The sequence below is a fragment of the Micromonospora sp. NBC_01405 genome (assembly GCF_045040155.1).
Lineage (GTDB): Bacteria > Actinomycetota > Actinomycetes > Mycobacteriales > Micromonosporaceae > Micromonospora.
This window is the reverse complement of the sequence record NZ_CP109532.1, coordinates 3,050,312-3,070,180: the sequence shown is the minus strand read 5'-3', so window position 1 is coordinate 3,070,180 and position 19,869 is coordinate 3,050,312. Positions and strand designations below refer to the sequence as shown.

20 protein-coding genes and 3 pseudogenes are annotated in these 19,869 nt (G+C 70.6%); 15 read left to right on the top strand and 8 right to left on the bottom strand.

The window, feature by feature from the left end; all coding sequences use genetic code 11:
• The first annotated feature begins 30 nt into the window (after positions 1-30).
• Positions 31-978: a transposase family protein gene (locus tag OG559_RS12940; protein WP_405115448.1), complete on the top strand. Its 948-nt coding sequence runs from the start codon at positions 31-33 to the stop codon at positions 976-978.
• A gap of 93 nt (positions 979-1,071) precedes the next feature.
• On the opposite strand, the gene OG559_RS12935 is transcribed toward OG559_RS12940, so the two are convergent.
• From OG559_RS12935 to OG559_RS12925, 3 genes are all read right to left on the bottom strand, one after another.
• Positions 1,072-1,851, bottom strand: a complete 780-nt coding sequence (locus tag OG559_RS12935) for a transposase family protein (protein WP_405116622.1) — start codon at positions 1,849-1,851, stop codon at positions 1,072-1,074.
• A gap of 339 nt (positions 1,852-2,190) precedes the next feature.
• The gene (locus OG559_RS12930) at positions 2,191-2,955 is read right to left on the bottom strand and encodes an endonuclease/exonuclease/phosphatase family protein (RefSeq protein ID WP_405115492.1); all 765 of its coding nucleotides are present in this window, start codon (positions 2,953-2,955) and stop codon (positions 2,191-2,193) included.
• 26 nt (positions 2,956-2,981) lie between these two features.
• Positions 2,982-4,010: a glycoside hydrolase family 43 protein gene (locus OG559_RS12925; RefSeq protein WP_405115490.1), complete on the bottom strand. Its 1,029-nt coding sequence runs from the start codon at positions 4,008-4,010 to the stop codon at positions 2,982-2,984.
• 435 nt (positions 4,011-4,445) lie between these two features.
• On the opposite strand from OG559_RS12925, the pseudogene OG559_RS12920 reads away from it, so the two are divergent.
• From OG559_RS12920 to OG559_RS12895, 6 genes and pseudogenes are all read left to right on the top strand, one after another.
• A pseudogene (locus OG559_RS12920) lies at positions 4,446-4,631 on the top strand (winged helix-turn-helix transcriptional regulator); the annotation flags it as partial.
• A gap of 208 nt (positions 4,632-4,839) precedes the next feature.
• The gene (locus OG559_RS12915; RefSeq protein WP_405115488.1) at positions 4,840-5,544 is read left to right on the top strand and encodes a TetR/AcrR family transcriptional regulator; all 705 of its coding nucleotides are present in this window, start codon (positions 4,840-4,842) and stop codon (positions 5,542-5,544) included.
• Positions 5,545-5,679: 135 nt separating this feature from the next.
• Positions 5,680-6,819 carry an FAD-dependent oxidoreductase gene (locus OG559_RS12910; protein ID WP_405115486.1) on the top strand — a complete coding sequence of 380 codons (1,140 nt, stop codon included), beginning with the start codon at positions 5,680-5,682 and terminating at the stop codon, positions 6,817-6,819.
• Between the two features lie 39 nt (positions 6,820-6,858).
• Entirely contained in the window at positions 6,859-7,614 is a 756-nt protein-coding gene (locus OG559_RS12905; protein ID WP_405115484.1) for an alpha/beta fold hydrolase, read from the top strand.
• A 9-nt stretch (positions 7,615-7,623) separates the two neighbouring features.
• Positions 7,624-7,683 (top strand): annotated as a pseudogene (locus OG559_RS12900) (hypothetical protein); the annotation flags it as partial.
• Between the two features lie 13 nt (positions 7,684-7,696).
• Positions 7,697-7,999 (top strand): DDE-type integrase/transposase/recombinase, encoded by a 303-nt coding sequence (locus tag OG559_RS12895; RefSeq protein WP_405115482.1) that lies wholly within the window; start codon positions 7,697-7,699, stop codon positions 7,997-7,999.
• 240 nt (positions 8,000-8,239) lie between these two features.
• Here the strand turns inward: OG559_RS12895 and OG559_RS12890 are convergent, their stop codons facing one another.
• The 3 genes from OG559_RS12890 to OG559_RS12880 are packed head-to-tail and all read right to left on the bottom strand — an operon-like array spanning position 8,240 to position 10,409.
• On the bottom strand, positions 8,240-9,412 hold the full coding sequence (locus OG559_RS12890; RefSeq protein WP_405115480.1) for an MAB_1171c family putative transporter: 1,173 nt from the start codon (positions 9,410-9,412) through the stop codon (positions 8,240-8,242).
• A 15-nt stretch (positions 9,413-9,427) separates the two neighbouring features.
• Positions 9,428-9,940, bottom strand: a complete 513-nt coding sequence (locus OG559_RS12885) for a hypothetical protein (protein WP_405115478.1) — start codon at positions 9,938-9,940, stop codon at positions 9,428-9,430.
• Complete coding sequence (locus tag OG559_RS12880) at positions 9,930-10,409, bottom strand: XRE family transcriptional regulator (RefSeq protein ID WP_405115476.1); 480 nt, start codon at positions 10,407-10,409, stop codon at positions 9,930-9,932. The genes OG559_RS12885 and OG559_RS12880 overlap by 11 nt, the downstream gene beginning before the upstream one ends.
• 161 nt (positions 10,410-10,570) lie before the next feature.
• Between OG559_RS12880 and OG559_RS12875 the strand changes: the two genes are divergently transcribed.
• The 7 genes from OG559_RS12875 to OG559_RS12845 all read left to right on the top strand — a co-directional run bounded on the left by OG559_RS12875 (position 10,571) and on the right by OG559_RS12845 (position 17,758).
• Positions 10,571-10,792, top strand: a complete 222-nt coding sequence (locus OG559_RS12875) for a hypothetical protein (protein WP_405115474.1) — start codon at positions 10,571-10,573, stop codon at positions 10,790-10,792.
• Between the two features lie 37 nt (positions 10,793-10,829).
• Positions 10,830-11,057 carry a hypothetical protein gene (locus tag OG559_RS12870; protein ID WP_405115472.1) on the top strand — a complete coding sequence of 76 codons (228 nt, stop codon included), beginning with the start codon at positions 10,830-10,832 and terminating at the stop codon, positions 11,055-11,057.
• 144 nt (positions 11,058-11,201) lie between these two features.
• Positions 11,202-13,061 (top strand): alpha/beta fold hydrolase, encoded by a 1,860-nt coding sequence (locus OG559_RS12865; RefSeq protein ID WP_405115470.1) that lies wholly within the window; start codon positions 11,202-11,204, stop codon positions 13,059-13,061.
• On the top strand, positions 13,058-13,624 hold the full coding sequence (locus tag OG559_RS12860) for a hypothetical protein (protein ID WP_405115468.1): 567 nt from the start codon (positions 13,058-13,060) through the stop codon (positions 13,622-13,624). The genes OG559_RS12865 and OG559_RS12860 overlap by 4 nt, the downstream gene beginning before the upstream one ends.
• Positions 13,621-14,391 (top strand): class I SAM-dependent methyltransferase, encoded by a 771-nt coding sequence (locus OG559_RS12855; RefSeq protein WP_405115466.1) that lies wholly within the window; start codon positions 13,621-13,623, stop codon positions 14,389-14,391. The genes OG559_RS12860 and OG559_RS12855 overlap by 4 nt, the downstream gene beginning before the upstream one ends.
• Positions 14,388-16,178 carry an ABC transporter ATP-binding protein gene (locus tag OG559_RS12850; RefSeq protein ID WP_405115464.1) on the top strand — a complete coding sequence of 597 codons (1,791 nt, stop codon included), beginning with the start codon at positions 14,388-14,390 and terminating at the stop codon, positions 16,176-16,178. Before OG559_RS12855 ends, OG559_RS12850 begins: the two co-directional genes overlap by 4 nt.
• A gap of 14 nt (positions 16,179-16,192) precedes the next feature.
• On the top strand, positions 16,193-17,758 hold the full coding sequence (locus tag OG559_RS12845) for a phytoene desaturase family protein (protein WP_405115462.1): 1,566 nt from the start codon (positions 16,193-16,195) through the stop codon (positions 17,756-17,758).
• A 114-nt stretch (positions 17,759-17,872) separates the two neighbouring features.
• Here OG559_RS12845 and OG559_RS12840 read toward each other — a convergent pair whose 3' ends face one another.
• A complete protein-coding gene (locus OG559_RS12840) occupies positions 17,873-18,199 on the bottom strand; it encodes an integrase core domain-containing protein (protein ID WP_405115460.1) in 327 nt (108 codons plus the stop codon).
• A 20-nt stretch (positions 18,200-18,219) separates the two neighbouring features.
• On the opposite strand from OG559_RS12840, the gene OG559_RS12835 reads away from it, so the two are divergent.
• A complete protein-coding gene (locus OG559_RS12835; protein WP_405115458.1) occupies positions 18,220-19,620 on the top strand; it encodes an IS30 family transposase in 1,401 nt (466 codons plus the stop codon).
• A 7-nt stretch (positions 19,621-19,627) separates the two neighbouring features.
• Here OG559_RS12835 and OG559_RS12830 read toward each other — a convergent pair.
• Positions 19,628-19,820: pseudogene (locus tag OG559_RS12830) on the bottom strand (DDE-type integrase/transposase/recombinase); the annotation flags it as partial.
• Positions 19,821-19,869: the final 49 nt, after the last annotated feature.

The window sequence follows — 19,869 nt, the reverse complement described above, 5'->3', positions numbered from 1 at the left end:
GTTGTGCGTGCCATGGTAGGTGCTGCGATCATGACGAACCGGCGGTTGACGGGCCTGTCCCGCTCGGTGATTGAGAGCCTGGTCAGCGAGGTGGGGCCGCAGTGGCGGGCACAGCACCGTGACCGGCTCGCCTCGCGGACACGCCGTCGCCGGGTCGGATCAGGAGCCAAGCACCGGTTCGGGTTCGTTGATCGGCTGCTGGCCACGCTGGTGCATCTACGCCACGGGCTGACCCACGATGTGGTCGCTGCCTGGTTCGGGGTGCACCGCTCGACGATTAGCCGCAGCATCGCCGAGGTCCGGCCGCTGCTGGCCGAGCGCGGTTGCCTGGTGCACGACGGCGTCCGGCTCCGGACCCTCTCCGACGTGGTGGCCTACCTCGGGCACCACCCGCAGGCATTGATGGACGCCACCGAGGTGCGGGTGCGTCGGCCGGTGGCCGGCCGTGCGGGTCGGGACCGGTTCGTGTCCGGCAAGGCCCGGCTCAACACCATGAAAGCCCTGGTGATCTGTGATCCGCTCGGTCGGCTGCTGTTCTGCGGCGAGACCCGTCCGGGCTCGATGCACGACATCACCCAGGCCCGCACCGCCGGCCTGGTCGACCTTCTCCTGCAAGCGCCACTCGGCGTGCGGATCCTCGCCGACGCCGGCTACCAGGGCCTCGGCACCGATACCGCTGGCGCGGTCATCACCCCGAGACCCAAGCCACGCAAACGCCAGACCTCCCTACCACCGAGCGTCATCGCCGCACACGAGGCGACCCGCAAACGGCACTCCTCCCAACGCATCCGCGTCGAGCACGCCATCGGACACCTGAAGAACTGGCGGATCCTCGGCCGCTACCACGGCCGACGCGAGTCCTTCGACACCACCATCCGCGCGATCGCCGGTCTCCTGTCCGAGCACCAACATACCGACCGCACCGAGCACAACGCCCGGCGAATCAGGGCCCTACCCGCCACGCCCCAGATTCGATGAGACGGTGCGCTGCTTTTCTACCGTCAACCGTGCACGAGGTCGTAAAGGATGTCTCGTAACTCGGTGAAGGCGTGGCTCGGAACAGTGCTGGTGTCACCCGGCGAGGATGATGTTGTGGAGGTGGGCGATGCCGGAAGCGGTGTCGGCCAATGTGTGGGCGGCGCGTCGGTAGTCGCGCAGGATTTTGAAACACTTCATGCGGGCCAGGGCGTGTTCGACCTGCGCCCGGACGGTGCGGTGCTGCTTGTTCAGGTCTGCCTTCCACTCGGGCAGCTCGCTGCCGTCGGCGGGTTTGCGGTACGGGATGATCACCTCAGGGTTGCCGCGGTAGGCGCCGTCGGCCATCACCGGTCTACCTGCGAGTTTCTGGTCGATGCCGCTGGTGCGGTAGACGATGGTGTCGTTGCGGTTGCCGGGTTGCGGGTCGCCGAGGGCGATGACGAGGCGGGTGTGGGCGTCGATGGCGACCTGCAGGTTCGTCGAGTAGCGGTAGTTCTTGCTCGGGGCGGCCAGCCGGTGGTCCCGGGTCGGGACGAGGGTGCCGTCGACGATGCTGATCTGGTCGACCCGACGTCGGCGCATCGGGGCCAGGGCGAGCAGGGGGCCGAGGGTGTCGATGACCCGATGGGCGGCGGAGTGCGACACCCCGAACAGCGGGCCGATCTGGCGCATCGTCAGGTTCGTGCGCCAGTACGCGGCGACCAGCAGCACCCGGTCGGCGAGGTCGAGAGACCACTGCCGGCCCGGCCGCCCGTCCGCGATCGCATCACCGCCACGCTCGGCGACCAGCCGAACCAACCTGCGGAACTGAGCGGGCTGCAACCCGGTGAACGGGAAGATCCACTCCGGGCGAGCTGCCGAGATCACCTGCACCACGACATGATCCATCATGGACTGACTGCCAAGTTACGAGACGTCCCTTACGAACTCGCCACCGACGCCCCACCCGCGACCCGAGTGGCCGCCGCGTTCACCGAACTCGCCCAAGCGATCTGACCAGTGCCCGCTGACGCGGCCCGGCGTACCCACCGATCCGCCAACGCAACAGCGCCCCTGGCCGGACGCACAGACCCAGACGAATCGACGTTGACCTCCGTGATGGCCTCGTTCGAGTTGATTCGTTAACCGTTCTGGTCATGCGTCGTGGTCTCGGGCCATCCGCCCTCTGACCGGCGGCGGCGCCGCCACGGCCGCCGCGCCGGCCGGCGGGGACTACGCCGTCGGGATCCCGACGTGCATCTGGACCGGCCGGTGGTCGCTGCCGGTCTGTTCGAGGTGGCGCACGTCCCGGGTGGTGATGGCAGGCGAGACGTAGAAGCCGTCGATGCGCAGGCCGCTGTTCGGGCCGCGCGGCTTGAGGCCGGTGCGCGCGCCGATCTCGTTGGGGTCCTGGTCGACGATCTTGTTCCAGTCGGCGCCGAGGATCGTCAGCACGTCGGACCGGTTGGCGAACTCGACCACGTTGTCGGCCATCACGGCATACGGGCTGCCGGGCCCGGACTGGCAGCGCGGCGGCGGCATGTGCAGCGACGCGAGCCGCACCGGTCGGCCGTTGGTGAGCCGCAGGCGCAGCTTGGTGATCCACCGGGTCATGATGGGCTCGCCGCCGCAGGACGCGCCGTCGGTGCCCTTGACCAGCTCGAAGTCGACGATCTCGGCGACCAGCGCGCGGCGGATCGCCACCGCGCTGCCCTGCCGGTCCTCCGCGGAGGTGTTCTGCCGGACGATCCACCCGTCGCCGAGGACGTCGGCGAGCCGGACGTTCTTCGCCTCCTGGAAGAAGACGATGTCGGCGTACGGGCCGATCTTCGTCCAGTCCTGCCGGACGCCGGGGGCCTGGCGGAACGCCAGGTTGGCGGTCACCACCCGCAGCTCCATGGCGGCGGCCGACGCCGGCCCCGTGAACGTCACGATGGTGAGTGCCCCGGCGGCCAGCACGGCGGCCAGCAGGCCGGCGATGCGTGCTCTGATGCGCATGTCGTCCTTTCTTGCTCGGTGGTGGGTCACAGGAACGCGCCGACGCGGGGCGTCGCGCCGTCCCAGCGCAGGATCGCGGCGTACAGGGCGCGGCGGGCCCCGGCGGGCAGCGAGCCGTCGGCCCGCTGCCGGCACGGGGTGGTGCCGGAGCAGACCCAGCCGTGCAGGAAGATCCGCTGCTCGTCCTCGACTAGGGCCGGGACGAGGTCCGCGCCGCCCGGGCCGCAGATGCCGGTGTTGCCAGTGGTGAGCAGCGGGTGCTCCGCCTTGCCGTGGAAGTTCCACCGGTCCGTGGAGGTGAGGTACACCGTGGCGTAGCTGCAGTTGTTGTAGCCGTACCGGGAGGCGAACAGCACGAACGTGGAGCCCCGCTGGCGCAGCACCGGGTTCTCGATGATGCCGGCGCTGCGGACCAGTTCGGCGCTGGGGTTGCCGATCCAGCGGGTGCCGTTGTCGTTGACCCGCAGCATCCGGATCGACGACGGCGTCTGCTGCGTCTTGTACAGCACGAACCGGCGGCCCTCGGCGTCCTCGAACGGCGCCGGGTCGATGACGCCGGCGGCGGCCACCGGCCGGCCCGGCGCGGCGTCGTCGGCGCCATGCGTGCCACCCGGGCAGATCAGCGGGGCGTCGCCAACCGGCTGGTACGTCCCGCCGACGGTGTCGGAGGTCGCGACGCCGATGCACCGCTGCCCGTTCTTGCCCTTGGCCGGGGCCGAGTAGTACAGCACCCAGCCGGCCGGGGTGTGCACCGCATCCGGTGCCCACACCGCGCCACTCTCGGCCCACCCGGGAACCGACCCGAGCACCGTGCCGAGGCTGGTCCACGGCCCCGAAGCGGTGCCGCCGCGGTACGCCGGGGCCCGACCGCCGGTGGCGAACACGAAGAAGTTGTCGTTGTGCCGCACCACCCCGGGGTCGGCGATGCCGCCGGCCGGGGCGTAGACGGGCTGCGGGGTGGCGGCCGAGGCGGGGACGGCGACGGCGCCGACGGCGGCGAGCGCGACCGCCGCGACGGCGGCCAGCAGCGGTCGCCGGAACCTGGGCAGGGGCATGTGAGTCCTTCGGGAGAGGGACGGCGAAGACCGCTGGGGCCCGACGGCGCGGCGAGCGCCGCCATCCGAGGGCACCGGGCATTGACGAGTGTGCCCACCACCCCCAGGCTTGTCAATATCTGCCACTGGCATCCGAACTGTCGTTACTTTTATTCACGCATTGACGACAGCAAATCTGGCAGGCAACCGGTCGCGGGGGGCCGGTGCGGACGTCCGGCCGGCGGCGACGGCCAGGACGACCCGGCCCAGCACGATCCGTCCGGTGGCGTCGCTGGCCCGGAAGACCACGCAGGGCGCTGTTGCGTTGGCGGATCGGTGGGTACGCCGGGCCGCGTAAGCGGGCACTGGTCAGATCGCTTGGGCGAGTTCGGTGAACGTGGCGGCCACCCGGGTCGCGGGTGGGGCGTCGGTGGCGAGTTCGTAGTGTCCGCGTCGGAGCGCGACGGTTTGATCACCCGCACCGTGACGCCAACCGTGCCGGTCACGGTCACGGTCACGGTCACGGTCACGGTCACCTACGAGCTGACCGACCTCGGCCTGTCACTGCATGAAATGATGCGCGACCTGAAGCGCTGGGCCGAGATGCACATGGACGATGTGCTCGCCAACCACGAGACCTAAGACATCCGCGTCGCCTGAACCGAAAGGGCGTTAACTGATGTCTGTGCTCGTCTCCCACTCGCCCGATCCTCACCGGCCTATTTGCGCGGTCTTTCCCAATCAACTGGGCGTAGCGGAGGTTGCCGCGCTGTCAGATTCTCCAGGAACTCGTTCGTCGGGGGTCAGATGCCCGTTTGGCGGCTACGAACATGTTCGCTACGATCGTGCAATGAGTCAGCGTCGCGCTCCCGTCAGCCGCCGTGATCGCCCAGCCAAGCCGCCCCTGAGCCGCGACGGTGTCATCGCGGTTGCGCTGCGGGTCATGCGGGAGGAGGGTCTTGAGCGGGTGACGATGCGCCGGTTGGCGAGCGAGCTAGACACCGGTCCGGCCTCGCTGTACGTCTACATCCGTAACACAGCCGAGTTGCACGGCGCGCTGCTGGACGAGTTGCTGGCGGATCTGGAGCAGCCTGGCGACTTCTCCGTGGAGGGCTGGCGCGGCCGGTTGGTCGACCTGTCGTGCGCGTACACCGTCCTGTTGCTCGGGTACCCGAGCCTGGCGCGTTCAGTGCTGACGCTGCGCCCGTCCGGACCGCGCTATCTGCGGTTGATCGACATGATGCTCGGCCTGCTGCACGCCGGAGGCGTGCCCGCCCGGCAGGCAGCGTGGGGCGTCGACATCCTGCTACAGCACGCGACAGCGACGGCCGCCGAGCAGGGCACCCGGAAGCAGGCCATCGAGGCCGCCGGTGAGGAGGAGGATCTGGCGGCGGCCATACGTGAGGTGAAGCCGAGCGCCTACCCGAACATCGATCGTGTTCGGGACGAGTTACTGTCCGGCACGGGTGAGCAGCGGGTGCGGTGGGCTTTCGCCGCCCTCGTCGATGGCCTGAGCTCCACCGCCGCCTCTGAGGTGAGCGCCGAGAACGCCTGAGCCGGCACTTCCGCCGGGGTCAAGGGGCCGGTTCATCTTCCTGGCCCTTCCGCAGTCAGCTCTCAGAAAAACGAGTTCGTCACGAACGCATTCGATACGGTGGGCGGAGAAGCTCACCAGACTCCAGGAGTACACATGAACACACCGACGGTAACGATCGTGGGCGCTGGCCTGGGCGGGTTGACGCTTGCCCGAGTCCTGCACGTGCATGGCATCCCCGCGACCATCTACGAACTGGAGGCTTCGCCGGAAGCGCGCACCCAGGGCGGCATGCTGGACATCCACGACTACAACGGGCAGGTCGCGCTGCGCGAGGCGGGCTTGTTCGAGCAGTTCGAGGGCATCATTCACGCCGGTGGCGAAGCGATGCGGATTCTGGACAAGCACAACGTCCAGCATGCTGCGGAATCCGACGAGGGCAATGGCACCCGTCCGGAAGTCGATCGCGGGCAGCTGCGGCAGTTGCTGCTGGGCTCGCTGCCGCACGACACGATCCACTGGGGAATGAAGGTCGCCGGCGTCCGCCCGGTCGGCGACGGACGGCAGGAGCTGAGTTTCGTCGATGGCTCGACGGCCACGGCCGACGTGCTGGTCGGTGCAGACGGCGCCTGGTCACGGATCCGTCCACTGCTGTCCGACGCCAAGCCGGCCTACTCCGGGGTGTCGTTCGTCGAGGTCGACCTGTTCGATGCCGACACCCGTCACCCCGGTCCCGCCGCCGTGGTCGGCCCCGGCATGCTGATGGCCCTCGGCGCGGGCAAGGGGCTCTTGGGTCACCGCGAGCCCGACGGCAGCCTGCACCTCTACATCGCGCTCAGGACGACCGAGGAGTGGATCTCCAGCGTCGACTTCACCGACACCGACAGGGCCAAAGCCACCATGCTGGAGCAGTTCGCCGACTGGGCGCCTGAGCTGCGGGCCCTGATCACCGAAGCCGACGGCGCTCTGACCCCACGTACCATCAACTGCCTGCCGATCCAGCACCGTTGGGGCCGCGTCCCCGGGGTCACGCTGCTCGGCGACGCCGCCCACGTCATGTCGCCGTTCGCCGGCGAGGGCGCCAACCTGGCCATGTTCGACGGAGCCGAACTCGGCAAGGCCATCGCCGAGCACCCCGGCGACATCGAGACCGCCCTGGCAGCGTACGAGCAGGCCCTGTTCCCGCGCAGCGCGGATGCCGCGGCGGAGTCCGCCGCCAACCTCGAGATCTCTTTCAATGACAACGCCCCTCAGAGCCTCATAGACCAGTTCGCGAGGTACGCAGACGCCCAGTGACCCGTTGACCTCTGCCTCCCAGAGAAGAGACCCGCGCGTATGAACGCTTTTCCCACCACGAAGGTCCTGCGACTCCGGCCCGGCCTGAACCTCAATGTGCGCGAGGCCGGGCAGGGCGAGGCCGTGCTGGTCCTGCACGGTGCCTCTGGCCCGGACAGCATCGACACCCTGCTCGACCACCTGTCGGTAGGCCACCGGGTGCTGGCCCCGACCCATCCCGGCTGGGGCGGCACGCAGCGACCCGATGAGCTGAGCAGCGTCACCGACCTGGCCGCCACATACCTCGACCTGTTCGACCAACTCGCGGTGACCAGAGCGACCGTGATCGGACCCTCGTTCGGCGGCTGGGTGGCCGCAGAGATGGCAGTGACCGACCGAGCCCATCGCATCGAACGTCTGGTCCTGATCGATGCCATCGGCCCACGGATCCCAGGACACCGCCTCACCATGCCCGGCCCGCCACCGCCCTCCGCCGTGCCCGCCCCAGCCGAGGCGGCGCCACGCGGGCCGTGGCCGGCCGCCCTGGCCGCTCTTCGTGCGTACGGCGGGGAGGCACTGCAGGATCCCACCCTGCTCGGCCGCTTCGGTGATGTACTGACCCCCACCCTGCTGATCTGGGGCGAGAACGATCCTGTGGTCAGCGCCGGCTTCGGCCGCGCCTACGCCGACGCCGTGCCCAACGCGCGGTTCGCGCTGATCCCCGACGCTGGGCACCTGCCCATACGCGAAGCCCCCGACGAGACCTTCGCCGCCATCGACGCGTTCCTCGCCGACGAAACCCTCACAAAGGACTGAGCGCACACCATGAGGTTCGTTTACGAGACCTACGTCAAGGTCAACGGGATCTGGCGGTACATCTACCGGGCCGAGGACCAGCATGGGCAGGTCATCGACGTGCTCGTCTCGAAAGTGTCGGGACACCACGGCGGCCCGGCGGTTCTTCCACCGGCCGCTGACCACACTGAAGGTCACGCCCAGCGAGGTTGTCACCGACGCGAACCCGGCCTGTCCGAGGGTGCTCCAGGACCTGGTCCCATCGGCGCGGCACCACGTCCAACGGCACGCCAACAATCCGATCGAGGCCGACCACAGCCAGCTCAAACACCGACTCAGACCAATGCGCGGACTACGCACCGACCACACCGCCCAGACGATCATCACCGGCCACGCCTTCGTGTAGAACCTCCGACGCGGACACTACGAACTCGCCACCGACGTCCCGCCCGCGACCCGGGTGGCCGCCGCGTTCACCGAACTCGCCCAAGCGATCTGACCAGTGCCCGCTGACGCGGCCCGGCGTACCCACCGATCCGCCAACGCAACAGCGCCTGATGATGCGGTGCAGGGACTCGGCGGCGAGGTAAAACGATGGCGGGCCCGATGCGAGACGACGTATGCGCCTGAACAGAGTCGCTGCGGGTCAGCGGTCCCGGTCGGCGCGGTCGGCCTCGGCGGCGGCGAGCCGGCGGACCCGCTCCACCTCCGCCGAGCCGACGAACTGCCGGGCCACCTGCGCCAGCCAGGCGCTTTCCGAGGCCAGCGAGGCGTCCACGTCCTGGAACGGGTGCTCGACGCGGTAGTTGCGTCCCTGGGCGTGGCCGACGAGGGCGGCGGCGATCATCGCCGCCTCCACGGTGGCCGAGTCCACCTCCGGGCCGAGCCAGCGGGACACGTCTGGATGCGCGTACGGGCGTAGCGTCAACTGCGCGTCGCGGACCTCGATCACCCGCCGGTAGAGCGCGAACTCCGCGCGGGGGAACGGCCAGCCGCCGCTGGTGTCGAGCGCGATGTGCGGCATCGCGGCCCGCAGCGCCTGCCAGAGCGGCTCGATCCGGCGCAGCTGGCGCAGCGCGCGCAGCCAGCGCAGCGGCGCCGTGATCCGGTCACCCCAGGCGGTCAGGGTCGCGCCGATCAGCCAGAGCAGCATGCAGACCGAGCCCAGCGTGGAACCGATCGGCAGTGAGGTGGCCAGGGACCGGCCGGTGACCAGGGTGACCACGGGCCGCACCCCGGACCACGCAGCCCAGACGATGCCGAGCGCGGTGCCTGCGACGACGAGGCTCAGCCCCGTCCGCAGCACCCCGGCGGCAGCGTGCCGTACGTAGCCGCCAACGCTGGCGATGAAGGTGACCAGGCAGACCGCGATGTAGCTGAAGAACACGACGAGGTAGGCGACCACCATCGGGTCCTGCGAGTACACGTTGACGAAGTTCAACGTGAACGTGGTGTCGGCGCTGACCAGCAGTACCCCCATCAGGACGGTCGCGCCGGCCAGCAGGACAACGTGCCGGCGCAGCCAGCGTCGGGTCTCGGCCGGGCGGGCGATGCTCTGGCCGAGCGCGCCAAGGAAGTACGCGGCGAGCATCTCCAGGGCGTTGCCGAGCAGCCGACCGAGGTTCGGCACCGGCTCGACGCGGCTGATCGCCACCAGGACCGGGTGCGCCATCACGGCGAGCCCCAGCCCGATGCAGAGGAAGAAGGCGGAGAGGTAGCGGGTGCCGTCGGGACGACGCCTGCCACCCAGCGGGATGAGCTTGTAGGCCGCGACCACGATGGCGAGCGTCAAGGCGACGAAGTTGAGCCAGGTCAGCACGACGCCCCACCCTGGTCAGCCGGTGTCGAAGATCGAGCCGAGCCGAGCCAGCCCCTCGGCCATCTCGGGGTCGACCGGGCACGTGCCGCCGGTCGGGCCACGGCGGGCGCGCTGGGCGATCATCGAGGCGATCAGCTCGGCCTCCTGCTCCTGCGCCGCCGAGTAGTCGGAGCGGCCGAGCACCCGGCGGACCAGGTCGGCGGAGAGGTTCGGCAGCAGCGCGGGGGGTAGGGCGGTGAGGGAGCGGTCGTCCACGTGGCCGCAGAGCAGGTGCCCGACCTCGTGCAGCAGGATGTGCTCCCGATGCAGCCGGGTGGTGCTGGTGGCGTAGAAGAGGTAGTCGACCTGGTCGGTGGCGACCAGCGCGCCGCACTGGCTCACGTCACCGGGCATCGGCACCAGCTCGACCGGCCGGCCCCGCTGCTGGGCCAGCGCGTCGACGAACCGGTCCGGTTCGAAGGGCGTCGGAATCGACAGCCTGTCGACGATCCGCTGGCACCGGCGCCACATGCTCCGATCAACCGCCATCGCGGCCCGCCGACCCGTCGATGCCGCGCCGGTCGCCGTGACCAGGATGGTCCGCGCCGGCCCGGCGCGCTTCCCGCCGCCCGATGGCGTCGATCATGTCGCTGATGGTGTCCAACCCCTCCGGCGAGAGGGTGATCGCCCGGAGCGCGATCTGTCGTACGGCGCTGTCCCGCAACGCGCCGAGCAGCTCCAGCTCCTCGGCGATGCGGGAGCTCTGCTCGTCGTCGAAGAAGTACGCCGCCGGCACCTGGAAGAACTGGGCGAGGGCCTCCAGGTGCCGCTTGGTGGGGTTGGTCCGCCGGGCACTGCGCAACTGCCAGAGATAGGTGGTGGAGAAGCTCTCGCCGGTGGCCTCGCGGCAGGCGGTGGCCACCTCCTCGTTGCGGTAGTGCTCCCGGTCGGGTCGGCGGATCACCTCGAAGAGTCTATTGATCTTTTCCGCGAGGGTGCCCGTAGGCGATTGGTCCATGTGGTTCCCCTCCCCTCGCCGATCGGGTGGATATCGCTCACCTGGTTGACGCTCATGACTCCAGCGGACATCCTAGCGACTCACCGGTTTTTAGCTGAGATAAATGACGTGCGCGCCGTCATCCACTGTAGCTAATCGACTACCCGAAGGAGGTGAATCAGATGACCGCACTTGTCGACCACACCAACGACATCTCCCTGGAGATGTTCGGCGAGCTCCGCGAGGAGGACCGGGCCGCCCAAGGGCTGGCCGGGCTCACCCCCGTGCTCGCCACCCCAGCGGTGGCGCTCGGCGTCGCCGTCGGCGCCGTGGCCCTTCACGCCGGCTACATGGTGGGTATCGCCCGCAACATGGCCGAGGGCAGGTACCCGAAGCCGCAGTGATTGCCGACAACCGACACTGTCAGTCAGGAGGTGATCCATGTCCGTTCTCGCCATGAGGGTGAACGCGGATCCCGATCTTGCCGCGATCCGAATCGACGCCGACGAGGCGTGCAACAACGTCGGCGGGATGCCCGTGCTGGCCACCCCGGCGACCATCGTCACCGTGGCGGCCGGGGTCGGCCTGGTCGGTTCGGTGGCGGGGCTCTTCGCCGCCGGATACGCCATGGGGCGCGCCATCGGCAGCCCTACGCCCCGCCCAAAGTAACAGGCGGTTAGGCACGCGGCCGGGCGACCGGTTGCCGCCGTACCGGGCCGGTGTGCCGCCGCAACGGCACACCGGCCCACCCGGCCGCCGCCGTCGGACCCTCCCACCCCGGTTCTGCACGCACTGTCAGGAAGCGCTGCCCCCATGAAGAAACCACTCTGGCGTGACCGACGCCGTCAACCCGCCGTCCTCGACCGCTCCACCGTGTTGACCTGGACCGAGCGGATCGGCTCGGTGACCCACCTCTTCGCCAGCCTGGAGTACCTCACCCGGGGCCGGGACCGGCGGCGGGGCGGGGCGAACAACTGGGCGGTGAACCGGCGCACCTTCGAGGCCCACGCCCCCCGCCTCACCCGGGCGCTGGACCTGGTCGCCGACGACCGGGTGGTCACCGCTCTGCACGTCAGCCGGGCCGCCGCGGCGGCCGCGCTCTGGCTTCCGCTCAACCGGCGGCAACGGGTCGCCGCCAACGCCGTGCTCACCGGCAGCCAGGCCGCGCTGCACGCCCAGCACCTGTACGGCAGCGACGGTGCCGACCAGGTCTCCTTCCTCGTACAGGCGCTCACCACCGTCGCCCGCGCCGGCCAGCGTCGCCCCGCCGTCGTGGACGCCTGCCTCTGGTTCGTCTCGCTTCAGTCGGTGCTCTCCTACACGGTGTCCGGCTGGGCCAAGCTGCCCAGTGAGACGTGGCGCAGCGGGCGCGCACTGCCCGGCATCACCCGGACCCTCACCTACGGCGACCCGCAGGTCTGGCAGTTGATGCGCCGCTACCCGAGGCTGACCAAGCTCACCGCCCACGGGGTGCTGGCGATGGAGTGCGCCTTCCCGCTGGCCTACGCAGCCCGGGGCCGCCCCGCGCCGTACCTGCTCGCCGCCGCCGGCGCGTTCCACCTGGTCAATGCGAGGGTCATGGGGCTCGGCCGGTTCTTCTGGGCGTTCACCTCCACCTACCCCGCGGTCGCCTACACCACCCGCCCCCGCGAGCGGACCGGCGACGCCACCGGCGTGCGTCGCGACGACACCCTGCCCGCCATGGCGGCCGCCGCCGGGCTGGCCCTCTTCGCCGCCGGGCAGATCGCCCGGATCCGGCGGCGGCGGATGATCGAGCGGGGACGCGGGGACGAGCGCACCTTCACCACCGCCGCCGGCAACGTCCTCTCCTACCGGTACGCCGGGCAGCCGGCCGATCCGGGCGCCGAAGCGCCGGTGCTGCTGCTGGAGAGCGGCCTGGCCGCCACGGCGGAGCACTGGGAGCGGATCGCCGCCCCGCTGGGAACCCGGTTCACCACCGTGACCTACCAGCGTGCCGGGTACGGCGCCAGCCGCTACAAGGGCGGCGGGGAGTACCAGTTCGAGACCATGGTGGACGATCTCGTCGACCTGACCCGGCACGTGGCCGGCGAGCGCCCGGTGATCCTGGTCGGCCATTCGCTCGGCGGCTACCTGGCCCTGCTCGCCGCCGAGCGACTGGCCGGGCAGGTACGCGGGGTCGCCCTGATCGACTCCAGCCACCCCGCCGAACTTCGCCGCTCCCTGCGTCAGGCCGAGGGAGGCAAGGCGCTGACCAGCACCCTGGCCATCATGCCCGGCTCCCTACGGGCCGGGTTCGGCTCGCTGCTGCCCCGGGCCGCCTGGGTCGACCGGCTGCCGGAGTCGGTACGCCAGCTGGCCCTGGCCCAGTACCGCGACCCCGAACTGTGGGCCGCCGCCCGGCGGGAGTGGAAGGTGGTGCAGGAACGCTTCGAGGACGAGGCCGCCCAGCTGCCCCGGATCGACGTACCGCTGGTGGTGGTGACGGCGGGAGCGACCGCGCGCACCGACGCCGTCCAGGCCGACCTGCACGACGAGTTCGCCGCCGCCGCGCCCCGATCCGAGCGACACGTCGTCGAGGACGCCGACCACGACGAGATCCTCACCGACGCCGCGCGGACCGAAGAGGTTGTCAAGATTCTCACCGCGTTCGTCGACGACGTCATGGAGCCGGGCGTGGAGGGGGACCGGTGAGCCGCCGAGTCGGCTCCGACCTGCGCCCGCTGACCACCGCGATCACCGCCGGCCTGGTCGGCTGGTTCGGGGTGACCGTGCTCAGCCAGCACCCCCAGCAGGTCTTCGACCGGTTCCGCCGCTACGACGTACCCGGGTTGTTCATCGGCAACTGGCGGTTCTTCGCCCCCGAACCGGCGCAGCACGACTTCCACCTGTTGCACCGCGTGCTCACCGCCGACGGCGAGCAGACCAAGTGGGTCGAGACCGTCCTCATCCCGCCCCGGCAGTGGCGGCAGATGGTCTGGTTCCCGGAACGCCGGCAGGACAAGGCGATCTTCGACATCTGCGCCGACCTCATCGGGCACCTGGGCACCCCCGACGTCGACATCACGACCACCACGCCGTACGAGGTGATGCGGGACTTCGTCGAGCACGCCGTACGGCGGCAGCACCCCGGGCCGGACCAGCCCCGGGGGTTCCAGTTCGTGATCGCCCGGGGCACCGGCTACGACGAGTCCCACAAGCCGGACTACCTGCTGGTCTCCCCGTTCGTACCGCTGTCGGAGGGCACCCAGAAATGACCGAGATCGCCGACATCGGCTACGGACGGCAGTTCGTCGACTTCTACGACCGGCTCTTCCCCGGCGGCCCGGCGGTGGAACCGCTCGTCGGCTTCCTCGCCGACCTGCACCCGGGCGGCGGGCAGCCCACCCTGGAGTTCGGCGTCGGAACCGGCCGGATCGCCCTGCCGCTGGCAGACCGGGTCGGGGAGATCGTCGGCGTGGACTCCTCGCCGGAGATGCTCGACGCGCTCCGGTCCGCCCTCACCGACCAACCCCGCCCGGTCACGCCGGTGCACGGCGACATCCGCGACTGGGCGGACGACCGGCGGTACGGGCTGGTCTACTGCGTCTGCGGCACGCTGTCGATGCTGCTGGACCCGGCGGACCAGCAGCGGGTCGTGCGGGCGGCCGCCGCCCGGCTAGCCCCCGGCGGAACCCTCGTGGTGGAGACCCACAATCCGGAGTTCGCGCTGGCCGTGCTCAACCAGGGCCGGGCCCGGGACTCCTTCTTCGTCCCCTATCCCGGGCAGGACACCGGGCTGCTGTCGTACTCCACCATCGACGTGGAGAACCGGATCTGGCACCTGGCGCACATCTGGATCGAGGAGGGCCGCTCCCGGATCGCCTCGGAACTGAGTCGACTCACCACCGCCGACGAGGTCGACGGGTATGCCGAGCAAGCCGGCCTGGTCCGCGTCGCCCGGCACGCCGACTGGGCCGGCAACGAGTTCACCGGCACGGAACCGATGTACGTCAACGTCTACCGCCACCGGGGTGAGCGATGAGCACGACCCCGGCCGGGGACCGGCACTGGCTCCGCATGATCGCCGGGTACGTCCGGCCGCACCGCGGGCCGTTCCTGGCCGCCGCCGCGCTGCTGCTCACGTCGAGCCTGCTGGGGCTGGCCCAGCCGCTGGCGGCCAAGGCCCTGATCGACGGCCTCACCGCCGAGCAGGGGGTGGGTCGGGCGCTGGCCGCGCTGACCGGGCTCGTGCTGCTCGCCGCCGTGCTGCTCGGTTTCGGCAACTACCTGATCCTGCGTACCGCCGAAGCGGTCGCCCTGGACGGGCGGCGTGGTCTGGTCCGGCACCTGCTGCGGCTCACCGTGCCGGCGTTGCAACGGCAGGCCCCCGGTGACCTGCTGGCCCGGGTCGCCGGGGACACCATGCTGCTGCGGCAGATCGCCAGCCAGTCCCTGATCGACCTCTTCACCGGCGGAGTCATGCTGCTCGGCGCGGTGCTGCTGATGGCGGTTGTCGACCTGGCCCTGCTCGGGGTGACCGCGGTGGTGGTGGTGCTGCTGGTGCTGATCATGGGGTTGCTGATGCCCCGGATCCGGACCGCCGCGCTGCTCTCGCAGGAGTCGGTGGGCGACATGGGCGCCGCTCTGGAGCGTGCGCTGGGCGCCTTCACCACCATGAAGGCCTCCGGCACCGAGCCCACCGAGGCGGCCCGGATCGACGAGGCGGCACTCACCGCGTACCGCCAGGGGGTGAGCCTGGCCCGCTGGGGCTCGGTCGCCGGAACCAGCGCCGGCCTGGCCATCCAGGTCGCGTTCCTGGTGGTGCTCGGGGTCGGCGGCGCGCGGGTGGCCAGCGGCGCGATGCCGGTCTCGGCGCTGGTGGCCTTTCTGCTCTACGTGGCCTACCTGAGTCAGCCGGTGATGCAGCTCGTGGGCGCCAGCACCTATCTGCAGGTCGGGCGGGCGGCGTTGACCCGGATCGCCGAGATCGACGCGCTGCCCACCGAGCCGATCGACCTTCCCCCGGCGACGCCGGTCCGGGCCACTGCCGCGGCTGCTACCGAGATCCCCCGGGGCGCGCGACGGGCTGACGGCCCGCCAGCGGAGGTGGTGTTCGAGGGGGTCTTCTTCGGCTACCCGGACCGGGACGAGCCGGCCCTGCGGGACCTCACGCTGACCGTGCCGGCCGGCGGGCTGACGGCCCTGGTCGGTCCGTCCGGGTCGGGCAAGACCACGGTGCTCGCCCTGATCGAGCGCTTCCACGAACCGCGGCAGGGCCGGATCCTGTTCGACGGACGGCCACTGGCCGACTGGCCGCTGGGCGAACTGCGGGCCGCGATCGGCTACGTCGAGCAGGACGTCTCCGTGCTCGCCGGAACGCTGCGGGAGAATGTCGCGTACGCGACGCCCGGCGCCTCCGACGAGGAGATCCGCGCGGTGCTGCGGACCACCCGGCTCGATTCCCTGCTGGAGCGCCTCGGCGGGGACCTGGACACCCCGATCCGGCACCGGGGGCTCTCCGTGTCCGGCGGGGAACGGCAGCGGATCGCGGTGGCCCGGGCGCTGCTACGCCGGCCCCGGCTGCTGCTGCTCGACGAGGTGACCTCGCAACTGGACGCCACCAACGAGGCCGCGTTGCGTGAGGTGATCCTGGACATCTCCCGCCGGACCACGGTGCTCGTGGTGGCGCACCGGCTCTCCACGGTGCTCGCCGCCGACCAGATCGTGGTGTTGGAGAACGGCGAGGCGCGCTCCGTCGGTTCGCATCCGGACCTGGTCCGGACCGATGCGCTCTACGCCAGCCTGGCCGCTGAGCAGGCACTGGTCTGAGGAGGGCGGACGACATGGGATCGGAGACGGATAGCCGGGCGGGGACCGGCGGCACCGGCGGATTGGACGCGGTGGTGGTCGGCTCCGGCCCCAACGGGCTGGCCGCCGCGCTGGTGCTCGCCTCGGCGGGACTGACCGTCCAGGTCTACGAGGCGGCAGACACCATCGGCGGTGGCACCCGCACCGAGGAACTGACCCTGCCCGGGTTCTGGCACGACGTCTGCTCGGCGGTGCACCCGATGGCGCTCGGCTCGCCGTTCTTCCGCGCCTTCGACCTGGCCGCGCACGGCGTACGGCTGCGGCAACCGGAGATCGCGTACGCGCACCCGCTCGACGGTGGCCGGGCGGCGCTGGCCTGGCGGGACCTGGACCGTACCGCCGATGGGCTAGGCCGGGACGGGGCGGCTTGGCTGTCCCTGCTCGGTCCTCTGGTGCGGCGCTGGAAGGGTGTGGTCGACACCGCCATGTCCGACCTGCGTGGGATGCCCGGCGATCCGCTCGCCGCGCTGTTGCTCGGGATGCGCACGCTCGAACAGGGCACGCCGGTGGGGGCGACCCGCTTCCGTGGCGAGGAGGCCGCCGCGCTGATGGCCGGGGTAGCCGCGCATGCCATCGCCCCGCCCCGCCGGCTCGCGCCGGCCGGGGCCGGGCTGTTGCTGGCCACCCTGGGGCACTCGGTCGGCTGGCCGATCCCCGTAGGCGGCAGCCGGACGATCACCGATGCGATGGTGACCCGACTACGGCAGCTCGGCGGTCGGGTGGTGACCGGTGTCCGGATCGACGACCTGGCCGAACTGCCGCCGGCCCGCGCGGTCCTGCTCGACGTCTCGCCCGCCGGGCTGCTGCGCATCGCCGGGAAGCGGCTGCCCGCCGGCTATGCGCGTCGGCTGCGCTCCTTCCGGTACGGCGGGGCCGCGTGCAAGGTGGACTTCGCGCTCGCCGGCCCGGTGCCGTGGGCGGAACCGAACTGCGCCAGCGCCGGCACCCTGCACCTGGTCGGTTCGGCCGCCGAGGCCCAGGCTGCGGAGACCGCCGTGCTGCGCGGTCGGCACCCGGACCGCCCGTACGTGCTGGCGGTACAGCCCGGTGTCGTCGACCCGAGCCGCGCGCCCGCCGGCCGGCAGGTGCTCTGGACGTACGCGCACGTGCCGAACGGCTCGCCGCGCGACGTCAGCGGCCAGATCGTGGCGCAGGTGGAACGTTTCGCGCCGGGCTTCCGTGACCTGATCCTGGCCACGCACGTCGTACCGGCGGCGCGGGCCGCCGCGCACAACCCGAACTACGTCGGCGGGGACATCTCCGGCGGGGCGGTCACGCCGTGGCAACTGGTGATGCGCCCGGTGCCCCGGTGGGACCCGTACCGGACCCCGTTGCCCGGCGTGTACCTCTGCTCGGCCTCGACCCCGCCGGGCCCGGCCGTGCACGGGATGTCCGGCCTGCACGCCGCCGGGCGGGCGCTGCGGCACCGGTTCGGTGTCCGTACCGACCCGCTCGACCTGCTCCGTTGCCCGGCAGGGGAACCGGTCAGGACCGTGAGCAGGCCACCCGTTGAAGAGGCTGAAGGCCCGAAAGTCGATTGACGGGAGGCTGGGATCAATCTCCCGCTCACCGAGGATCTGGTGCAATCCCTCGTACGGTTGCGCCCGCACGTATGGGCTTGACCCGTTTCGACGGACAGGGTCGTTGTGTTGATCTTAGTTAGGCGGCTTGGTCGATCGGTAGCGGTTGTGAGCTGGTGGCCTCGAAAGCCGCAGGGCTGAGGTAGCCGAGTGTTGAGTGTCGGCGGCGGGTGTTGTACAGCTCTCGATGTATTCGAATATGGCCTGGCGGGCGGCTTGGTGGGTGGGCCAGGCCTGGCGGTGCAGGAGTTCGGTTTTGATGGTGGCGAAGAACGACTCGGCGACTGCGTTGTCCCAGCACTGTCCGCGCCGGCCGACGGACAGGCGGATGTCGTGACGGTGTGCGAGGCGGGCGTGCTGGGCGCTGACGTATTGGGCGGATTCAACCGGTCGTCGCAACACCTTGTCGGAGAGGTGGAGGGATGGCGTACGGGCCGAGGCAGAAGCAGGTTCGGGAGTATCGGGGTCAGATCCCCTCGCCGGGACGGCCGACGGTGGCGTGGCGTGAGGACCGGGTCAAGTTCTGGGCTGCGATCCGATCGGGTGTGATGACCGAGGACGCGGCCGCGGCGGCTGGCGTGTCCTCGCCGGTCGGGTTCCGTTGGTTCCGGCACGCTGGCGGCGTGAATCCTGCCTTGCCGCCGACGGTGTCGGGCCGCCATTTGTCGTTCAGCGAACGAGAGGACATCGCTCTGTCGCGGGCGCAAGGCATGGGCGTTCGTGAGATCGCACGCCAGCTCGGCCGAGACCCGTCGACGATCTCGCGCGAGTTGCGGCGCAACGCCTCGACCAGGACGTACCGGTTGGACTACAAGGCCTCGACCGCGCAGTGGCATGCGGAGCGTCGAGCCCGCCGGCCGAAGACCGCGAAGCTGCTGGCCAATGAGCGGCTCCGAGAGTACGTCCAGCAACGGCTTGCGGGCGCGATCCGGACAGCGCACGGCCGGCCGGTCACCGGCCCGCAGGGCCCGCAGTGGAAGGGCCGCAACAAACCCCACCGGGCCGATCGGGCATGGACGACCGGGTGGAGCCCGGAGCAGATCTCCCGCAGGCTCAGGGCCGAGTTCCCGGAGGATGAGTCCATGCGCATCAGCCACGAGGCGATCTACCAGGCGCTCTATGTCCAGAGCCGCGGCGCCCTCAAGCGCGAACTCGTCACCTGCTTGCGGACCGGTCGGGCGCTTCGCGTTCCCCGAGCCCGCACGAAGCAACGCGCATGGGCGCACGTCACCAGCGACACCCTGATCAGTGAACGGCCCGCTGAAGTCGCCGACCGCGCCGTCCCCGGGCACTGGGAAGGAGATCTGATCATCGGGTTGCAGCGCTCCGCGATCGGGACACTGGTCGAGCGGACGACGAGATTCACGATGCTGATCCACCTGCCACGTGAGGCCGGCTGGGGTGTGATCCCGCGGACGAAGAACGGCCCCGCTCTCGCCGGCTACGGGGCCATCACGATGAGCAAAGCCCTCGCCGAGACGATCACCCAACTGCCCGAGCAACTGCGCCGGTCGCTGACGTGGGACCGCGGCAAGGAGTTGTCGGCGCACGCACGCTTCACGGTCGAAACCGGCGTCCCGGTGTTCTTCGCCGACCCCCACAGCCCCTGGCAACGCGGCACCAACGAGAACACCAACGGGCTGCTGCGGCAGTACTTTCCGAAAGGCACCGACCTATCCCGATGGAGCGCCGACGAGATCAACGCCGTCGCCCACGCCCTCAACAGCCGACCCCGGAAAACCCTCGGCTGGAAGACCCCAGCCGAAGTCCTTGACGAACACCTACGATCACTCCAGCAACCCGGTGTTGCAACCACCGGTTGAATCCGCCTTGCGTGCCGCGGTCGGAATGAAACACCAGCCCGGGCTCGGGTCGGCGGCGGGCGAGAGCATCGGCGAGGGCGGCGTCGACCAGGTCGGTCTTCAGGTTTGTCGGCCACGGCCCAGCCGACGACCCGGCGTGATGCGAGATCGATGACGGTGGCCAGGTAGAGCCAACCCTGCCACGTGTTGATGTACGTCAGGGCGGTGGCGGGAATCGGGGCACTCTGGCCGGGCAGACCCTTGCCGGCA

Excerpts from the sequence above, each read along its gene's own strand:
- OG559_RS12910 (WP_405115486.1), top strand. The coding sequence starts at position 5,680 with ATGAACACACCGACGGTAACGATCGTGGGCGCTGGCCTGGGCGGGTTG.
- OG559_RS12855 (WP_405115466.1), top strand. The coding sequence starts at position 13,621 with ATGACCGAGATCGCCGACATCGGCTACGGACGGCAGTTCGTCGACTTC.
- OG559_RS12915 (WP_405115488.1), top strand. The coding sequence starts at position 4,840 with ATGAGTCAGCGTCGCGCTCCCGTCAGCCGCCGTGATCGCCCAGCCAAG.
- OG559_RS12930 (WP_405115492.1), bottom strand. The coding sequence starts at position 2,955 with ATGCGCATCAGAGCACGCATCGCCGGCCTGCTGGCCGCCGTGCTGGCC.
- OG559_RS12925 (WP_405115490.1), bottom strand. The coding sequence starts at position 4,010 with ATGCCCCTGCCCAGGTTCCGGCGACCGCTGCTGGCCGCCGTCGCGGCG.
- OG559_RS12835 (WP_405115458.1), top strand. The coding sequence starts at position 18,220 with ATGGCGTACGGGCCGAGGCAGAAGCAGGTTCGGGAGTATCGGGGTCAG.
- OG559_RS12865 (WP_405115470.1), top strand. The coding sequence starts at position 11,202 with ATGAAGAAACCACTCTGGCGTGACCGACGCCGTCAACCCGCCGTCCTC.
- OG559_RS12940 (WP_405115448.1), top strand. The coding sequence starts at position 31 with ATGACGAACCGGCGGTTGACGGGCCTGTCCCGCTCGGTGATTGAGAGC.
- OG559_RS12905 (WP_405115484.1), top strand. The coding sequence starts at position 6,859 with ATGAACGCTTTTCCCACCACGAAGGTCCTGCGACTCCGGCCCGGCCTG.
- OG559_RS12850 (WP_405115464.1), top strand. The coding sequence starts at position 14,388 with ATGAGCACGACCCCGGCCGGGGACCGGCACTGGCTCCGCATGATCGCC.
- OG559_RS12880 (WP_405115476.1), bottom strand. The coding sequence starts at position 10,409 with ATGGACCAATCGCCTACGGGCACCCTCGCGGAAAAGATCAATAGACTC.
- OG559_RS12870 (WP_405115472.1), top strand. The coding sequence starts at position 10,830 with ATGTCCGTTCTCGCCATGAGGGTGAACGCGGATCCCGATCTTGCCGCG.
- OG559_RS12895 (WP_405115482.1), top strand. The coding sequence starts at position 7,697 with ATGGGCAGGTCATCGACGTGCTCGTCTCGAAAGTGTCGGGACACCACG.
- OG559_RS12845 (WP_405115462.1), top strand. The coding sequence starts at position 16,193 with ATGGGATCGGAGACGGATAGCCGGGCGGGGACCGGCGGCACCGGCGGA.
- OG559_RS12875 (WP_405115474.1), top strand. The coding sequence starts at position 10,571 with ATGACCGCACTTGTCGACCACACCAACGACATCTCCCTGGAGATGTTC.
- OG559_RS12885 (WP_405115478.1), bottom strand. The coding sequence starts at position 9,940 with ATGGCGGTTGATCGGAGCATGTGGCGCCGGTGCCAGCGGATCGTCGAC.